14 protein-coding genes are annotated in these 15,377 nt (G+C 73.3%); 8 read left to right on the forward strand and 6 right to left on the reverse strand.

Annotated features, from left to right (window positions below; all coding sequences use genetic code 11):
* Positions 1 to 59: 59 nt before the first annotated feature.
* Genes DEJ50_RS02720 through DEJ50_RS02740 form a run of 5 tightly spaced genes read left to right on the forward strand, consistent with a single transcriptional unit; the run spans position 60 to position 7,519 of the window.
* Positions 60 to 1,319, forward strand: a complete 1,260-nt coding sequence (locus tag DEJ50_RS02720; RefSeq protein WP_150205798.1) for a phenylacetate--CoA ligase family protein — start codon at positions 60 to 62, stop codon at positions 1,317 to 1,319.
* A complete protein-coding gene (locus DEJ50_RS02725; RefSeq protein WP_150205799.1) occupies positions 1,316 to 2,683 on the forward strand; it encodes an MFS transporter in 1,368 nt (455 codons plus the stop codon). The genes DEJ50_RS02720 and DEJ50_RS02725 overlap by 4 nt, the downstream gene beginning before the upstream one ends.
* Positions 2,680 to 3,828 (forward strand): GNAT family N-acetyltransferase, encoded by a 1,149-nt coding sequence (locus tag DEJ50_RS02730; RefSeq protein ID WP_223837553.1) that lies wholly within the window; start codon positions 2,680 to 2,682, stop codon positions 3,826 to 3,828. The genes DEJ50_RS02725 and DEJ50_RS02730 overlap by 4 nt, the downstream gene beginning before the upstream one ends.
* The gene (locus tag DEJ50_RS02735; protein WP_150205800.1) at positions 3,825 to 4,979 is read left to right on the forward strand and encodes an acyl-protein synthase; all 1,155 of its coding nucleotides are present in this window, start codon (positions 3,825 to 3,827) and stop codon (positions 4,977 to 4,979) included. The genes DEJ50_RS02730 and DEJ50_RS02735 overlap by 4 nt, the downstream gene beginning before the upstream one ends.
* Positions 4,980 to 4,981: 2 nt before the next feature.
* Positions 4,982 to 7,519 carry an acyl-CoA reductase gene (locus DEJ50_RS02740; protein WP_150205801.1) on the forward strand — a complete coding sequence of 846 codons (2,538 nt, stop codon included), beginning with the start codon at positions 4,982 to 4,984 and terminating at the stop codon, positions 7,517 to 7,519.
* Between the two features lie 74 nt (positions 7,520 to 7,593).
* Here the strand turns inward: DEJ50_RS02740 and DEJ50_RS02745 are convergent, their stop codons facing one another.
* Complete coding sequence (locus DEJ50_RS02745; protein ID WP_150205802.1) at positions 7,594 to 8,361, reverse strand: NPP1 family protein; 768 nt, start codon at positions 8,359 to 8,361, stop codon at positions 7,594 to 7,596.
* Between the two features lie 405 nt (positions 8,362 to 8,766).
* Positions 8,767 to 9,645: an SDR family oxidoreductase gene (locus tag DEJ50_RS02750; protein WP_190344233.1), complete on the reverse strand. Its 879-nt coding sequence runs from the start codon at positions 9,643 to 9,645 to the stop codon at positions 8,767 to 8,769.
* A gap of 88 nt (positions 9,646 to 9,733) precedes the next feature.
* Between DEJ50_RS02750 and DEJ50_RS02755 the strand changes: the two genes are divergently transcribed.
* Positions 9,734 to 10,225 (forward strand): MarR family winged helix-turn-helix transcriptional regulator, encoded by a 492-nt coding sequence (locus DEJ50_RS02755; RefSeq protein WP_150205804.1) that lies wholly within the window; start codon positions 9,734 to 9,736, stop codon positions 10,223 to 10,225.
* On the opposite strand, the gene DEJ50_RS02760 is transcribed toward DEJ50_RS02755, so the two are convergent.
* Positions 10,212 to 10,832 carry a TetR/AcrR family transcriptional regulator gene (locus DEJ50_RS02760; RefSeq protein WP_150205805.1) on the reverse strand — a complete coding sequence of 207 codons (621 nt, stop codon included), beginning with the start codon at positions 10,830 to 10,832 and terminating at the stop codon, positions 10,212 to 10,214. The two genes, DEJ50_RS02755 and DEJ50_RS02760, sit on opposite strands and share 14 nt — an antisense overlap.
* 63 nt (positions 10,833 to 10,895) lie before the next feature.
* Here DEJ50_RS02760 and DEJ50_RS02765 point away from each other — a divergent pair, with 63 nt between their 5' ends.
* Both DEJ50_RS02765 and DEJ50_RS02770 read left to right on the forward strand, forming a co-directional pair.
* Complete coding sequence (locus tag DEJ50_RS02765) at positions 10,896 to 12,506, forward strand: FAD-binding oxidoreductase (RefSeq protein ID WP_150205806.1); 1,611 nt, start codon at positions 10,896 to 10,898, stop codon at positions 12,504 to 12,506.
* Positions 12,507 to 12,590: 84 nt separating this feature from the next.
* Positions 12,591 to 12,815, forward strand: coding sequence for a hypothetical protein (locus DEJ50_RS02770; RefSeq protein WP_150205807.1), 225 nt, complete (start codon positions 12,591 to 12,593; stop codon positions 12,813 to 12,815).
* A 24-nt stretch (positions 12,816 to 12,839) separates the two neighbouring features.
* Here DEJ50_RS02770 and DEJ50_RS02775 read toward each other — a convergent pair whose 3' ends face one another.
* The 3 genes from DEJ50_RS02775 to DEJ50_RS02785 all read right to left on the reverse strand — a co-directional run bounded on the left by DEJ50_RS02775 (position 12,840) and on the right by DEJ50_RS02785 (position 15,304).
* Positions 12,840 to 13,373 carry a SixA phosphatase family protein gene (locus DEJ50_RS02775; RefSeq protein WP_150205808.1) on the reverse strand — a complete coding sequence of 178 codons (534 nt, stop codon included), beginning with the start codon at positions 13,371 to 13,373 and terminating at the stop codon, positions 12,840 to 12,842.
* A 32-nt stretch (positions 13,374 to 13,405) separates the two neighbouring features.
* Positions 13,406 to 13,597: a hypothetical protein gene (locus DEJ50_RS02780; protein ID WP_223837554.1), complete on the reverse strand. Its 192-nt coding sequence runs from the start codon at positions 13,595 to 13,597 to the stop codon at positions 13,406 to 13,408.
* Between the two features lie 99 nt (positions 13,598 to 13,696).
* The gene (locus tag DEJ50_RS02785) at positions 13,697 to 15,304 is read right to left on the reverse strand and encodes a PP2C family protein-serine/threonine phosphatase (RefSeq protein ID WP_150205810.1); all 1,608 of its coding nucleotides are present in this window, start codon (positions 15,302 to 15,304) and stop codon (positions 13,697 to 13,699) included.
* Between the last annotated feature and the right edge of the window lie 73 nt (positions 15,305 to 15,377).

Here is a 15,377-nt window from a genome sequence, read left to right on the forward strand (position 1 = left end):
TCCATCATCGTGACAACGCGTCACCTTTGGGCGCATTCCCGTCACCTAGGCAAAGGCCCATGTCCGCCCAGCAGCTCTCGGACCTCATACGCTTCGCCCGCAGCAATTCGTCCTACTATCAACAACTTTACGCATCCCTGCCGCCGCACGCCGACCGCCTCACCGACCTGCCGGTGGTCGACCAGCAGGAGTTCTGGACGGCCAACACCCTCCAGGACAGCCGGGTACTGACCGGCCCGCTCAGCGAAGCCACGGTCTACAAGACCGGCGGCACCACCGGGTCCCCCAAGTTCTCCGTCTACACCCGTGACGAGTGGCGCACCTTCGTCACCGCCTTCGGCCACGGACTCGTGGACACGGGTCTGCGCCCCGGACACCGCGTCGCCGACCTCTTCTACGCCGGTGAGCTGTACGCCAGCTTCCTCTTCGTCCTCGACTCGCTCGCCCACGCACCCGTGGACAACGTCCGCCTGCCCATCGGCGGCGGCGCGCCGCTGGAGTCGACCATCCCGACACTGTGCGATCTCGGCGCGCAGGTGCTGGCCGGTACGCCCACCACCCTGTGCCGGCTCGCCGAACAGGTCCTCGCGTCCGGGGTCCGCCCCGATTCCGTCGAGTTGCTCCTCTTCGGCGGCGAGGCTCTCTTCGACGACCAGCGGCGGCTGCTGGCCGCCGCGTTCCCCGGCGCCGAGGCCCGTTCCATCGGATACGCCAGCGTGGACGCCGGCCTGCTCGGCCGGCCCGTTCCCGGCGCCGATGCCCGGGTGCACCGGGCCTTCACCCCGTACTCCGTCGTCGAGATCCTCGACGATGCCGACCGGCCCGTCACCGAGCCGGGCCGGGCCGGCCGGGTGGTCGTCACCAGCCTCTTCCGCCGCCTGATGCCGATCATCCGCTACCCGGCCGGCGACCGGGCCGAGTGGACCGGCACCGGACCCGGGCACTTCCGGATCCTCGGCCGGGCCGAGGAGGGGGTACGGGTGGGTCCCGTCTCCCTCTACACCCAGGACGCCCAGGAGGCGGTGGCCACGGCGGACACCGCGGGGCAGGTGGTCGGCATGCAGCTGGTCGTACGCCGCTGGGACGGCCGCGACGGGCTCGTCCTGCGGCTGGCCACGGCACCCGGTGTGCAGGGCCGGGAGGCGCTGGCCAAGGCCGTCGTCGTGGAGCTCGAACGAGCGCGGCCCTTGTATCCGGAGAGTGTGCGCGCCGGGTTCGCGCACCCGCTGTCGGTGGAGTGGGCACGCCACCGCGACCTCGCCGTCAACCCGCGCTCCGGCAAGCTCGTCCGGGTCCTCGACGAGAGGCCGACCGCATGACCGCCGCTCCCTCCGCGGCCGAGCGGGATGACAGGGCCGATGCCGGGGCCGTAGCGGATGCCGGGGCGGGCGTCGGTCTCGGCGGCCGGCGTGCGCCGCTGGTCCTGCGCAACCGGGCCTTCGGCGCCGTATGGCTCGGCCAGGTCCTCACCCAGGCCGCCGTCCGTATGTTCCAGGTCGGCGTGTCCTGGTGGATCGTCGCCTACGCCGTCCAGGACGCCCGCGGTCTGGCCTCCGGGCTGTTCATGGCGGCCTGCTCACTGCCCGCCGTGGCCCTCGCACCCGTCGTGGCCGGGGCCGTCGCCCGGTTCGCCCACCGCTCGGTGCTGCGGACCGCCGCGGGCCTGGCCGGGGCCGTCGCGGGCGTCCTCGCGCTGTGGGCGCAGGGCGGCGGCCCTCCCCTCGCCGCCGTGTACGCCGCGGCCCTCGCCCTGGCCACCTGCCAGGCGTTCTTCGATCCCTGCCTGACCACCTCGGTGCCCGAACTCGTCGACGACGCCGACATCGAGACCGCCACCGGCTTCGAGCTGTCCACCCAGTCCCTGGCCGGCCTCGGCGGAGCGCTGCTCGGCGCCGTGGCGGTGGACCGGGCCGGCGTGGCCGGGCTGGCGGCCGGCTGCGCCGCCGCCTACCTCGGCGCCGCCCTGCTCGTCGCGCGCGCCCGGTTCCGTACAACGGTTCCGGCGGTTCCGGCGGCTCCGGTGGCTTCCTCTGCCTCCGGCCCGGCGGAAGCCGTCGCCGAGCGGCGCACGCTCCGCCGCATCCTCGGCGAACTGCCCTACGTACGGCGGATCCTGGTCTGCTTCACCGCGGCCAACCTCTTCACCACCGCCGTGTTCGTCGTCATCCCCCTCTACACCCGCTCGGTGCTCCGGGGCGGTGGCGGCACCGTGGCCCTGCTGGAGGCCTCCCTGGGCACCGGCGCGCTGGTCGGCGCCCTCACCGGCGCCCGGGTACCGGGGCGGCCCACGGTCGCCGGGGCCTGGTGCCTGGGCCTGATGGCCCTCGCCCTGGCGCTGCCCGGGCTGGTGGCGAACCCCCTGGTCATGGCGGGCAGCCTGGCGGTGGCCGGCTGGTGCGCCGGGGCCGTCAGCGTCCGGTTCGTGGCCCTCTTCCAGCGGCTGGTGCCGGCGGCGGACAAGCCCGGGTTCTTCGCCGTGATGCAGGCCGTACTGGGTGCCTCCCTGCCGGTGGCCGCCCTGGTGTTCGGCACCGCCGGTGACTTCTTCTCCCCGCAGACGCTGTGCCTGGTGCAGGGCATCGGCCTGGTGCCGGCCGCCTGTGCGCTGGCCCTGCTCGCGCCCCGTACCCCGGATGCGAACGCGGACGCGGATGCGACCCCGGATGCAGGAGGTGCGCGGTGAACCCCGTCATCGTCCCGGCCGGGCCCGCGGACATCGCCGAGCTGCGGCAGCTCTACTACGCCGTCTACGGGCCGCACTACCCGGTGGCCCTCGGCACCGACCCGGCCGAAATGGCCCGGCTCATGGCGGACCCGCACTCCCTGTGGCTGGTCGGCCGGTGCCCCGGAACCGGGGCCCTGACCGGCTCCGCCGCCATCCACGGTGAGGAGGGCAGCCGGATCGGCCGTCTGGAGGGCATCGCCGTGCACCCCGCGCACCGCTCGGCGGGCCTGGCCGCCGCCCTGACGGAGGCGCTGTGCGCCGGAATGCTGGACACGGGCCGGCTGGACTCGGTGTACGCGACCGTGCGCACCGTCAGCGCCGGTCCGCAGCGTGTCGTCGCCCGCAACGGCTTCCGTCCGCTGGGCATCCTGCCCAATGCGGTGGATCTCCGGAGCCGCGAAAGCCTCGCTCTCTACGCGCGTCACTCCGCCGGGGTGCTCGACCGCCGGATTCCGGTCGGCGAAGTGCCCGCCCCGCTGCTGCCGTTGCTGCGCACCGCCGAGGCCGCGCTCGGCATCGGCTATCCGGGGGTCCGGGCGGCCCCGGCGGCTCCGCTTCCGGCCCCCGCACCGCACGGGGCCGCCGAGCGGCTGGAGCTGATCGAGGCGCCGGCCTTCGTCCGCCGCCGCTTCCGCGAGCGGTTCCCCGGCGCCGAGGGCTGGTTCTACCCGCTGCACACCCCGAACGTGCTGCTCACCCCCGAGGACGGCCGGTTCGAGGTCTACGCCTACCTCAACCGGGCCGGGGGGTACTGCTCCCTGCTCACCGCCCACCCCGACCCGGCCGCTGCCGCCGCGTACCTCGAACCCGTCACCCGGGCGCTGGCCCGCGCGGGCGCCGGCTATGTGGAGGCGCTGGTGCCGCTCGCGCACCGGGAGGCCCTCTCGGCCTTTCTGGCCCAGGGGTTCGTCGCCGGGGCCCTGTATCCGGCGATGCGCGCGGACGGCGAGGGATTCCACGACTACGCCGTCCTGTCCCGTTCCGGCGAGCGGATCGACTTCCGCGGCGTCGCCGTCGAACCGCCCCTCCGGCCCTATCTGGACTGCTACCTGTCGGCCTGGGCGTCGACCCATCTGCCCACACCATCCGAGGCTGCCTCATGAACCCCCATCTCGCGCCGGTCGCCGTACCCGACCCGGCCCTCCTGCCGCACGTGCAGCAGCTGTGCGACCTGACCGACCCGTACGCCTGCGGACCCGCCGAGGACGGGCTGTTCGCCGCGGCCATGGCGGAGATCAACGCCTGGCACACGGAACGGTCCCCGTTCTTCCGGTCGTTGTACGCGGCCACGCCCGCCGCGGCGGGAGAGGCGTACCGCACGCCGCTGGTGCACGCCAACTTCTTCAAGCGGCACGAAGTGCTGTCCGTACCGCCCGAGGACGTCGAGCTGCACCTGACCTCTTCCGGCACCACCGGCCAGAAGTCGCAGATGTTCTTCGACCACTGGACGATCCGTTCCGCCCAGCGGATGGTCGCCCGGATCTTCGAGCGCAACGGCTGGATCACCCCGGATCAGGAGGTCAACTACCTGCTCTACAGCTATGAGCCGGCCCCGTCCCTGAACCTCGGCACCGCCTTCACCGACAACTACCTCTGCGATTTCGCCCCCGTGCGCAGCGTCGAGTACGCGCTGCGCAACACCGGCGGCGACCACGAGTTCGACCCGTTCGGCTGCATCGCGGCGCTGCGCCGCTTCGAGCGGGAGGACGCGCCGGTCCGCATCCTCGGCTTCCCGGCGTTCCTCTTCTTCACCCTGGAGCGGATGCGGGCCATGGGACTGCCGCCGCTGCGGCTGCCCGAGGGCTCCCTGGTCGTCCTCGGCGGCGGCTGGAAGGGCCATGCCGACCGGCGCATCGGCAAGGAGGAGCTGTACGCGCGCGTCACCGAGCAGCTCGGCATCCCGGGCGAGCGGATCCGGGACACCTTCGGGTCGGTGGAGCACTGCATCCCGTACATCGAGTGCGACCACCACCGGCTGCACGCCCCCGTCTGGTCCCGGGTGACGATCCGCTCCACCCGGACCCTGGAACCGCTGCCGTACGGGGAGCGGGGCTATCTGCACCTGGTGTCGCCGTACATCACCTCGGTGCCGGCGCAGAGCGTGGTCATGGGCGACCTCGCCTCCCTCCGGCCGGGCTCGGACTGCGGGTGCGAGCTGGCGACCCCCTGGTTCACCGTCCACGGCCGTGCCGGGGTGAGCCGCAACCGGAGCTGCGCGGTGGCCGCAGCGGAACTGATGAAGGGAATGGCGTGACCATGACTGTGCAACACCACTACTGGCAGGGCGCCTTCATCGGCGACGAGGAGGCGGGCCGCCGGCTCGCCGGGCTGCCGGCGGCCGTGGAGGCCGCGCTGGCCACGGTGCTGGAGACCGAGACCGTGCTGGCCGCGTGCGATGCGCTCGGCACCGCCCTGCGGGACCCGGCCCATCCGGTGCACGCCCGGCTGGCCGCGCACCTGCCCGAGGGGGAGGACCCGGCCGTCCTGGCCGAGCTCGGCGGGCTGCTCGGGCGGCGGGAGCTGACCCGCAAGCTGCGCCGGGAACTCGGCAGCGCGACTCCCGGCCGGCTGAACCGGGCCGATCCGCGGGAGACGGTCTACGAGGCGTGGGCGCCCGTCGGCCTGGTCGCCCACATCGCCCCGGGCAACGCGGCGACGGTGGCACCGCTGAGCATCGTGGAGGGTCTGCTCGCCGGGAACGTCAACGTCCTGAAGACCAGCAGCGCCGATTCCCTGCTGACCCAGCACCTGATGGCGGAGCTCGCGGCGCTGGACCCCACCGGTGCGGTGGCCGCGCGGGTCGTGGTCCTGCGGTTCCCGTCCTCCCGGCAGGAGTGGCTGCGCCTGATGTGCGCGCCCGCGGACGCCGTCGCCGTCTGGGGCGGGGAGGCCGCCGTCGAAGGGGTGGCGGCCCATGTGCCGGCCGGCTGCCGGCTGGTGGAGTGGGGGCACCGGATCTCCTTCGCGTACCTGACGGCTGACGCCTGGTCGGATACGGGCACGCTGGAGGCCCTTGCCGACGACGTGTGCCGGTACGAGCAGCAGGCGTGTTCCAGCCCCCAGGTGGTCTACCTCGACACCGAGGACGAGGGCGAGGTGTTCGCTTTCGCCGAGCGGTTCGCGGGGGTGCTCGGGGCCCGGCCGCCGGCGGTGGTCCCTGCTGCGGCGGGCGAGCCCGATCCGGCCGAGGCCGCGGAGCTGACCACCACCGAGCTGGTGGCCCGGCTGGAGGAACACCTCGGTCTGACCCGGGTGTTCACCGCGCCCGGCGGCGGCTTCGCGGAGGGCTCGTGGCGGGTCATGGCCGACACCCGGTCACCGCTGACCGCCTCGCCGCTGCACCGCAGCGTGTGGGTGAAGCCACTCCCCCGCAAGCGGATGATCGCCACCCTGCGCCCGATGCGCCGCTATCTGCAGACGGCGGGCGTGGCGGGCGGCCCCGCCGATATCGCCGAGCTGTCCCGTACCGCGCTGGCCGCGGGCGTCACCCGGGTCACCCCGGTCGGCGCCATGCTGAACAGCTACCCGGGCGAGCCGCACGACGGGGTCTACGCCCTCCAGCGCTACAGCCGCCGCGTCGCGGTCCAGGCCGATCCGGCCCGGTTCGCCACCACCGCCTGCCTGGACGATCTGGCCCGGCCGGTCGTCCTGCCGCCGCCGGCGGGCCCGCTGCTGCACAAGGAGGACGTGCAGGGGCCGGGCCGGCGGCTGGCGCGGGAGGATGCCGAGCTGTACTTCCACAGCGGCGGCAGCACCGGCGCGCCCGCCCTGTCGGTCTTCAGCTACGACGACTACGACACCCAGATGCACGCCGCCGCCCGCGGCCTGCTCGCCGCCGGCTACGACCCGGTCGGTGACCGCACCGCCAACCTCTTCTACTGCGGCGGCATGTACGGCAGCTTCATCAGCTTCTTCTCCGTACTGGAACGGCTGGGCGGGGTGCAGCTGCCGCTGTCCGCGGGGCCGGACCACCGCGCCACGGCACGGGCGCTGATCGACCTCGGCGCGGACACGCTCTTCGGAATGCCGTCCTACCTGTGGCAGTTGCTGCACGCGGAGGCGGATGCGCTGCGCGCGTACGGGGGCCTGCGGAAGGTCTTCTACGGCGGCGAGCACTTCACCGCGGAGCAGCAGCGCACGCTGAAGGAGCGGTTCGGCATCGAGGTGGTCCGGTCGATCACGTACGGCAGCACAGATCTGGGTCCGCTGGGCTACCAGTGCACCGAGAGTTCGGGCGGTGTCCACCACCTGCATGCCGACCTCCACAGCATGGAGGTGCTGGACCTGGCCGAGGACCGGCCGGTGGCCCCGGGTGAGACGGGCCGGCTGGTGTTCAGTACGCATGCGCGGCGGGGCCAGCAGCTGGGCCGGTATGTGATCGGCGACCTCGGCCGGGAGATCCCGGGCCGCTGTGCCTGCGGCCGGCAGGCGCCCCGCTTCGAACTGCGGGGCCGCACCGGCGATGTGATGCGGGTGGCGACGTACTTCCTCAACCACCGCCGCTTCCTGGCGCTGGCCGAGGAACAGGGCGGCCACCGGGGCGAGTTGCAGATCCGGCTGGAGGGTCTCGGCGGTACGGGCGTGCGCGAGCGGCTGACCGTGCGGGTGGAGCGGGAGCGGACCGGGGCGACGGACCCGGACCGGCTGCGGGAGGTCTTCCTGGCCGGCTATCCGGAGCTCCGCTCGGCGGTGGCGGAGCGGCTGCTGGAGCTGGTGGTCGAGGCGGTGGACGGCGCCTCGCTGGACCGCAGCCCGGCCAGCGGGAAGCTCCTGGCGGTGGTGGACACCCGCTAGGTCTCCCGGGGCCGTGCAGTGGTCACCGCCGGCGCCCTCGGGGCGCCGGCGGTGGTCCGGTGACCGGCCGGCGGCTATGCGTACGGGTCGAAGGGGATGCCGGCCGGTTTGGCTTCGGCCAGGTGGGAGGCGAAGGCGCCGTCCTTGAGGCCGAAGTGTGCGCTGCCGAAGTCGGCCTGGCTGAGCTTGTCCCGCAGGGCCGCCGGGTAGCCGGACCATCCGACGAGCGCGGGGTACTGCCAGGTGCCGCGGTGGTTCTCGGGCGGTTCGTCGTTGGTGTTCGCCGCGCGGAAGCAGTGGGTGCTCGCGCCGTCCTTGTGGTAGACGATCTTGGGGTGGGTGCCGTCCCAGCGGATCCGGTCGCGGGTGTGGATCTCGAAGTCGCCGTGGGCGGAGGTCGCGACGTACTTGGCCTCGTTGCCCTGGATCCACACCACCACGTGTTCCCAGTCGTGGCGGTGGCCGCCGAGCGCGATGCCGGGGATGGCCTGGTCCTTTTCGAAGTACAGCGCGTAGACCACGGCGCACCAGCCGTTGTTGCAGGTCCAGCGGGAGTAGCCGTTGGTGTTGTCGAGGTCCGAGGAGTCCCGGCAGCTGCCGTTGAGGGCGCCGGTGGGCTTGAGTCCGCCGTTGAGAACTCCGGTCGGGCCTATGGCGGGTGTCGGGTAGCAGCCGTCGGTGTCGTAGTCGAAGGCCGGCTGGAAGGTCCGCTCGATCGTGTCGGCCAGGGCGGGCAGGGCCAGGGGCGGGGCCGCGAAGGCCACCTGGGGGACGGCGACGACCAGCGCCAGGGCGGCGCCGAAGACCACGCCCGCCCTCCGGATGTGACGGTACGTCCGCACAGCAGCCCTCCCGGCCGGTCGGTTCGACGGCGGCGGCGGATCTCGACCACCGTCGGACCGACACGCCGGGGAGCATCATGGGCGAACCGGCGCGACACGGCAAGGCTGCGAACAGCTTGCTTCGCACGGTCAACGACCGAGGGCGTTCATCAGGATGATGGCCACGAGGTTGAGGAAGATGACGGCGAAGGTGGTGCCGAGCATGATCCAGGCCTTGCGGGATTCGTCCATGTGAGCCACCTCCCGGCTCAGAGGTGTCGCGGCACCCCCTGGCCATCATGACCCCGTTCCCGCCGGAGCACAGTTCGGGCTGCTCGCAGACGGTTCTAGGGGTGTCCGGTGGATCAGGGCCGGGCACGGCACCAGACGACCCGGGCTATCCGACCCTGACCCACCGGACACCCCCTAGGCCACCCAGGATCCGGTCATGCCGAGGACAGCCGAGCCGTCCCCGTCGGCCAGCTTGGTGCCGGTGAAATCGCGGGCCCACTGCGAGGTCTGGATGCGGAACGCGGGGCGGTCGGCGGTCAGCGCCTCCATGACGGCCTCGGCCGCGCCGGCCGGGGTCTGGGCGCCGTCCATGAACTGGGCGACCGTACGCTCGACATAGTGGCGCAGCGCGTCGGCGTACGGGCCGGCAGCGGCGATCTCGCCCTCGATGTCCAGCCCGATGTTGTTGACGAACTCCGTGGCCACGGCGCCCGGCTCGATGACCGACACGCTCACGCCGACGGTGGCCGCGACGGGGGCCAGGCTCTCCATGTACCCCTCCACGGCGAACTTCGCGGCGCAGTACGCCTCGTTGAAGGGCTGGCCGATGACACCGCCGACGCTGGTGACCGTGATCAGGCGGCCCCCGGTGGCCCGCAGGTGCGGCAGTGCGGCCTTGGAGACGTTCAGCACGCCGAAGAAGTTGACCTCCATGACCTCGCGGACGTCGGCGACGGTTTCCTGTTCGAGGGTGCCGACGTGACCGGCGCCGGCGTTGTTCACGACCGCGTCCAGGCGGCCGTAGTCGGCGATCACGCCGTTGACGGCGGCGGCGACGGAGTTCTCGTCGACGACGTCGAGCCGGCGGATGTCGAGTTCCACGCCCGCCTCGGCGGCGGCCTTGCGCAGGGCGTCGGCCCGGCCGGTGTCCCGCAGGGTGGCGACCGTGCGCCAGCCGGCCCGGGCGGCGGCGACGGCTGCGGCCAGCCCGATGCCGGATGAGGTGCCGGTGATCAGGACAGTGCGCGGGGAGGTCTCGGCGGAGGTCTCGGAGGCGGTGGGGAGGGTCGTCATGGCGGGGCCTTTCACGAAGCCTGATTTATGTGCGTGCACACACACCATAAAATTATGTGCGTGCGCACGCAACCCCTAGACTGCCGACATGCCGAAAAAGCTCACCGAAGCCGAGATGTCGACGGCCGACTACGCCTTCTACGGGCTGGTCTGGGCCGGAACCGTGATGACCGACCGCGTCGACCGGGCCCTGGTGAAGGCCCACGACCTGCCCGTGTCCTGGTTCGAGGTGATGCTGTGGCTGGCCACCAGCCCCGAGCCGGTGCCCGCTTCCGTTCTCGGCAACAGCACGCTGCTCAGCCGCAGCCAGGTCTCCCGGGTGGTGGACGCCCTGCAGAGCCGCGGCCTGGTGACCCGTACGCCCTCGGCGCGTGACGCACGGTCGGTGGAGGTCTCCCTCACGGAGGCGGGACGCACGGTCTTCGCCGAGGCCGACGCCACCCGGCGGGCTGCCCTGGCACCGGTTTTCACCGAGCTCCTCGACGCTCAGGACCTGGAGGCGCTGGGAACCGTGTGGCGCAAGCTCAAGGCGCAGAAGGACGCGATAGCCGGGGAGCCGGGCGGCGTCAGCCGGAAGTGAGGGTGGCGGCGGCTGCGAAGAGGCGGGCGCAGCGCTGCGTCATCGCCGCCGGCGTCTGCTCCGGGTGCTTGACCCACCAGCGGACGAGGGTGGCGACCAGGTCCCGCCAGACATAGGTCAGCGCGTCGGCGTCCAGCGGGTCGCCGGAACCGGCCGCGCGCAGCAGGTCGGCGGTGCCGGCCGCGGCGAGCCGGTCGATGGCCGTCCAGTACTCCGAGGCCCGGCGCGCGGCCTCGCCGCCGGGCGGCAGCGAGGTGTCGTACAGCACGAACCAGGCCTCGCGCTGCCCCTCCAGGGCGGTGAAGATGCCGTCGAGCACGCGCAGCGGGGTGTGCGGCGCGGTGCCGTCCGGGCCGATGGCCGTACGGATGGCCTCCAGGAGCCGGTCCCCGACGGGGACCAGGCAGGCGATGTACAGGTCCTCCTTGGTGCCGCAGTACTGGTGCAGCAGCGTCTTGGTGACGCCCACGCGTGCGGCGATCGCGGGGAGCGATGCGGCGGCGTAGCCGCGGGTGCCGAACTCCTCCGTGGCGGCCTCCAGCATCTGCTGCCGGCGGCGCTCCCGCGGGACTCCCTTGGTACCGGCCTTCGACGGAGGGCTTGTCATGAGCGGATATTATCAGTAGGTAATTTACCCCGAGGTAAATTACTGCGACCGCTGGAGCGATCCATGGCCGGTACCACCGCGCAGCCGATGTCCCGTACCCGTTCCTGGTGGGGCTGGGGCTGGGCCGACGCCCATCCCGGCGATGCGGAGTGCACCGCGATGGGCGCCCTGATCCCCGGCACCCTCGACCGCCCGCTGCCCGTGCCCCGGATCCGCGACCTGGGCATCGGGAGCCCCGCCGCCGAACCCCCGCGCAGCCTCGCCCACCTGGTCAGCGCCGACCCGGCGGACCGGGCCGCCCACGCCATGGGCAAGGCGTACCGCGATGTGATGCGCGCCCTGCACGGGCAGCCCGGCCGCATCCCCGATCTGGTCGCCCGCCCGAGGGACGAGCAGGGCGTGGCCGACCTGCTGGAGTGGGCCGGGGACCGGCAGGTCGCCGTCATCCCGTACGGCGGGGGTTCCTCGGTCACCGGGGGCGTGGAGTACCGGGGCGACACCCACCGGGCGGTGCTGTCCCTGGACCTGACCGCCATGGGCCGGGTCCTGGAGGTCGATGCCGGGGGCCGGGCCGCCCGGATCCAGGCCGGCACCCTCGGGCCGGCCCTGGAGGACCAGCTGCGGCCCCACGGCCTCACCCTGCGGCACTTCCCGCAGAGCTTCGAGTTCTCCACCCTGGGGGGCTGGCTCGCCACCCGGGCGGGCGGCCACTACGCCACCGGCCGCACGCACATCGACGACTGCGTGCAGTCGCTCAGCGTGGTCACCCCGGCCGGTACGAGCAGCTCCTGGCGGCTGCCCGCCTCGGGGGCGGGCCCCTCCCCCGACCGGCTGTTCCTGGGCTCCGAAGGGGCCCTCGGCATCATCACCGAGGCCTGGGTCCGCCTGCAGGAACGGCCCCGCCACAAGGCGTCCGCCGCCGTGGCCTTCACCGATTTCCAGGACGCGCTCCGGGCGGTGCGGGCGCTCGCGCAGTCCGACCTGTCCCCGGCCAACTGCCGGCTGCTGGACTCCGGTGAGGCGGCGCTGTCGGGGGCGGCACAGGACGGTTCCGCCGTGCTGGTCCTGGGGTTCGAGTCGGCGGACGAACCGGTGACCGCCCGGCTGGACCGGGCCGTCGGCCTGGCCCGCTCGTACGGAGGCCGGTACGGCGGGACCGCCGGCCGGGACGAGGCCGCCGGGGACGCCGGGGACGCGGCCGTGGGCGCCTGGCGCTCGGCCTTCCTGCGGATGCCCTACCTCCGGGACGGTCTGGCCAGGATGGGTGCGATCGCGGAGACCTTCGAGACGGCGGCCTGCTGGGACCGGATCCCCGGCCTGATCGACGCGGTGCGCACTGAGGTCGGCGCGGCGGCGCTCAAGGCCACCGGACACCCCGCGACCGTCAACTGCCGCCTGACCCACGTGTATCCGGACGGCGCGGCGCCCTATTTCACCGTCCTCGCGGCCGGCCGGGCCGGGGCCGAGGTGGCCCTCTGGGACGAGCTCAAGGCCGTGGCGGGTGAGGTCCTGCACCGCCACCGGGCCACCATCACCCATCACCACGCCGTCGGCCGGGACCACCGCCCGGACTACGACCGCCAGCGCCCCGAGCCCTTCGCCCTGGCGCTGCGCGCAGCAAAGGGGGCGCTGGACCCGCGGGGCATCCTCAACCCCGGGGTGCTGGTGGACTGAGACGGCCCAGCGCTGAGCGGGGGTGTTTGCCGGGCCGGGCGCCGGGCACGCGCCCGGCATGGGGGCGTAGCGGAAGGAGGGGTCATGGACGACCAAGGTGGCGCGGGTGGTGTGCCGCTGCACGAGGGCGGTGACGACGCGGAGCGGCGCAGGCCGCACGCGAGCAGGCGCGGAGAGCTCGGGGAGCGCCCGGTGCCCGGAGGCACCCGGGCTCAGGACACGGACGAGGCGAGCCGGCTGGACCGGCCGCAGAACCCCGATGAGCCCCGTAAGAACCGCCAGCGGTGGACGGGACCCGCGGGCGACTGACACCACAGCGGGTCTCAGCGGCTGTCAACGGGCCGGTGACCAGAGAGCCGTGAAGCGGCCTTCGCCGGGGGTCAGGTCCTGCCACCCGCCCGGCAGGTCCACCACCACGACGCCCGAGGTCGGCAGCCCGTCCCTCAGCCGGTCCAGCAGCTCCTGCGGGCCGGACCCGCACAGTGCCGAGGCCAGTTCGTGGATGCCCGCGTTGTGGCCGACCAGCATCAGGCGGCCGAGATCCGCTCCCCGCTCCCCCAGCACGCTGACCAGGGTGCTGGGGGCCGCGTTGTAGAGCCTGTCGTCGTACACGGCGGGCGGCGGGTCCGGCAGGACCGGAGCGATCAGCTGCCAGGTCTGCCGCGTTCTGCGGGCCGGGGAGCAGAGCACCAGATCGGCCCCGAGGCCCGTGTCCGCCAGCCAGCGGCCCGCCTCCGGTGCATCGGCCCGTCCGCGCTCGCTCAGGCCTCGCTCGAAGTCCTCCGCCGCGTCCTTGGGCACGGCCTTCGCATGGCGTACCACCAGCAGTCGGCATCCGGCGGTTCCGGCGGGTCCTTCGGGGGCCATGGCCTTCTCCTTCGCCGCGGGCGGTACGGCCGTCAGGCCGTTTCCTCGGGCTCGTCGTGCTCGTGCGTCATCTGCCGCTCCTGCCGCCTCCTGAGCTCCTCCGGGCTCTTGCCCGGGACCGGCCTGCTGGCCTCGGGGTGCACCGGGTCCGGGCCGGGGTGGTCGCTGATCTGCTCCTCACGGCCCTTCCCCGGTTCCTGGCGCTTGTGCTCCATACCCTGCATGACAGGACTCCCTCGCTCGCCCCCGCCCATAATCCCCCGCCTACCCCGGAACGGCAGAACCACGCAGCCGTCGGACCCCGTCAGACCCGTCAGCCCCCGTCAGACCGCTTCGCAGGGGCCGTCGCCCTCCGGGCCCGGCACGGGCTCCGCCGGAACGTTCAGGACCAGGACGCAGACGTCGTCCCGCCGGTCCTGCCGCGTCGCGGCCAGGCGGTGGGCCAGGTTGACCGTGGACTCCGTCTCCACGAGCCGCAGCGCCGCCTCGGCCAGCCGGGCCAGCCCGAGGTCCATGTCCTCCCCCGGTTCCTCCACGAGGCCGTCGGTGTACAGCACGAGATGGTCCCCGGGCCGCAGGTCCAGGACTGCGGGAGCGTGGCCGGCCCGGCTGGACGCACCGAGGAGACCGCCCTCCGGGAGCGGCAGGAACCGGGCCGCACCGTCGCGGATCAGGAGAGGCGGCAGGTGGCCGGCCCGCACCCAGGTCAGCTGATGGTTCCAGGGCTGGTACCGAGCCATGACCACGGTGGCGGTGGCGCCCGATGCGCCCTGGGCGGTGTGGAGCAGCAGGGTGTTGAGCCCGTCCAGTACGTCCGGCAGCGGCGAGCCCGTGATCGCCATGCCCTTGGCGCTGAACCGCAGTTGGGCCATGGTGGCGACGGCGTCCAGACCGTGTCCGGCGACGTCTCCGACCACGAAGAGGGCGCTTCCGTCGGGCAGTTCGATGGCGCTGTACCAGTCACCGCCGACGTTGAGGCCGCTGTCGGACGGGACGTAGGCGACGTCGACGCACAGGCCGGCCAGCTCCAGGGACTGCTCGGGGATCGGCAGCAGTGCGTTCTGGAGCCGGGCGGCGAGGGTCCGCTCGGCCTCCAGCATGCCCCGCTGGAGGAGGACAGCCCGCTCACTGTCGCGCAGGGCGACCTCGACGTCGCGCTGGGCGGTGAGGTCCTGGAAGAAGCCGTGCACCTCCACGGGTGTGCCGTCCGCGTCGGTACGGGCCTCGGCGACGATCCGCAGGTACCGGGCCGCGTCACCGGCCATGATGCGGAAGGGCTGGTCGATGGCCCCGCCCTCGCTCAGGAGGCGCCGGACGGCGGCGGCGAGGGCAGCGGTGTCCCCGGGGAGCACCTGCCGGGGCAGCTCCTCCAGGCTCATCGGCCCTTCGGCCGGGTCCCGGCCGAAGATCGCGTAGACCTGGTCGGACCAGGTGGCGGCGGGCGCGACCAGGTCCCAGCCCGCCCAGCCGAGGTTGCCCAGCCGCTGCATGTCGGCGAGCCGGCGCGCTTCGCGGTCGTCGGTGTCCAGCCGCAGCCAGGACACGATCAGGCGCCCGCCGAGGCGGGCGGCGCGGACCGAGTAGACGGATTCCGCGGGCACTGCGGGGAGCACTTCCCGGTAGGTGAAGGATTCGCTCTCGAAGCGCGTTCCCGTGGTCAGCGCGTCGAGATAGCCGGACCAGAGCGCGGTGCCGGCCACCGTCGGATAGGTCTCCAGGACCCGCCGGCCGACGAGCTCCTTGCCGGTGCGCCCGGCCACGTCCACCGCCACCGGGGAGGCCGCCTCGATGCGGTAGTCCTCGACCTCCCCGTCCCGGTCGCGCAGGGGCGTCAGCAGGACCACCGACGCCGGCAGCACGTCCAGGATCCGCTGTACGGCCTCGACCTCGGGGCATCCGGGCTCGCCGGACAGCACCGAATCGCTGTTCATGCTTCGAGCATCCCACGTACGGCGAACCTGCGGCCTGTCCGCTTGGGGTCCGTGATCGCGGGGCAGACGCCGT

The sequence above is a fragment of the Streptomyces venezuelae genome (genome assembly GCF_008642295.1).
Classification (GTDB): Bacteria; Actinomycetota; Actinomycetes; order Streptomycetales; family Streptomycetaceae; genus Streptomyces; species Streptomyces venezuelae_C.

Coding starts and splice junctions, on each gene's coding strand:
- DEJ50_RS02720 (WP_150205798.1), top strand. CDS start 60: ATGTCCGCCCAGCAGCTCTCGGACCTCATACGCTTCGCCCGCAGCAAT.
- DEJ50_RS02725 (WP_150205799.1), top strand. CDS start 1,316: ATGACCGCCGCTCCCTCCGCGGCCGAGCGGGATGACAGGGCCGATGCC.
- DEJ50_RS02735 (WP_150205800.1), top strand. CDS start 3,825: ATGAACCCCCATCTCGCGCCGGTCGCCGTACCCGACCCGGCCCTCCTG.
- DEJ50_RS02740 (WP_150205801.1), top strand. CDS start 4,982: ATGACTGTGCAACACCACTACTGGCAGGGCGCCTTCATCGGCGACGAG.
- DEJ50_RS02750 (WP_190344233.1), bottom strand. CDS start 9,645: ATGACGACCCTCCCCACCGCCTCCGAGACCTCCGCCGAGACCTCCCCG.
- DEJ50_RS02755 (WP_150205804.1), top strand. CDS start 9,734: ATGCCGAAAAAGCTCACCGAAGCCGAGATGTCGACGGCCGACTACGCC.
- DEJ50_RS02760 (WP_150205805.1), bottom strand. CDS start 10,832: ATGACAAGCCCTCCGTCGAAGGCCGGTACCAAGGGAGTCCCGCGGGAG.
- DEJ50_RS02765 (WP_150205806.1), top strand. CDS start 10,896: ATGGCCGGTACCACCGCGCAGCCGATGTCCCGTACCCGTTCCTGGTGG.
- DEJ50_RS02770 (WP_150205807.1), top strand. CDS start 12,591: ATGGACGACCAAGGTGGCGCGGGTGGTGTGCCGCTGCACGAGGGCGGT.
- DEJ50_RS02775 (WP_150205808.1), bottom strand. CDS start 13,373: ATGGCCCCCGAAGGACCCGCCGGAACCGCCGGATGCCGACTGCTGGTG.
- DEJ50_RS02780 (WP_223837554.1), bottom strand. CDS start 13,597: ATGCAGGGTATGGAGCACAAGCGCCAGGAACCGGGGAAGGGCCGTGAG.
- DEJ50_RS02785 (WP_150205810.1), bottom strand. CDS start 15,304: ATGAACAGCGATTCGGTGCTGTCCGGCGAGCCCGGATGCCCCGAGGTC.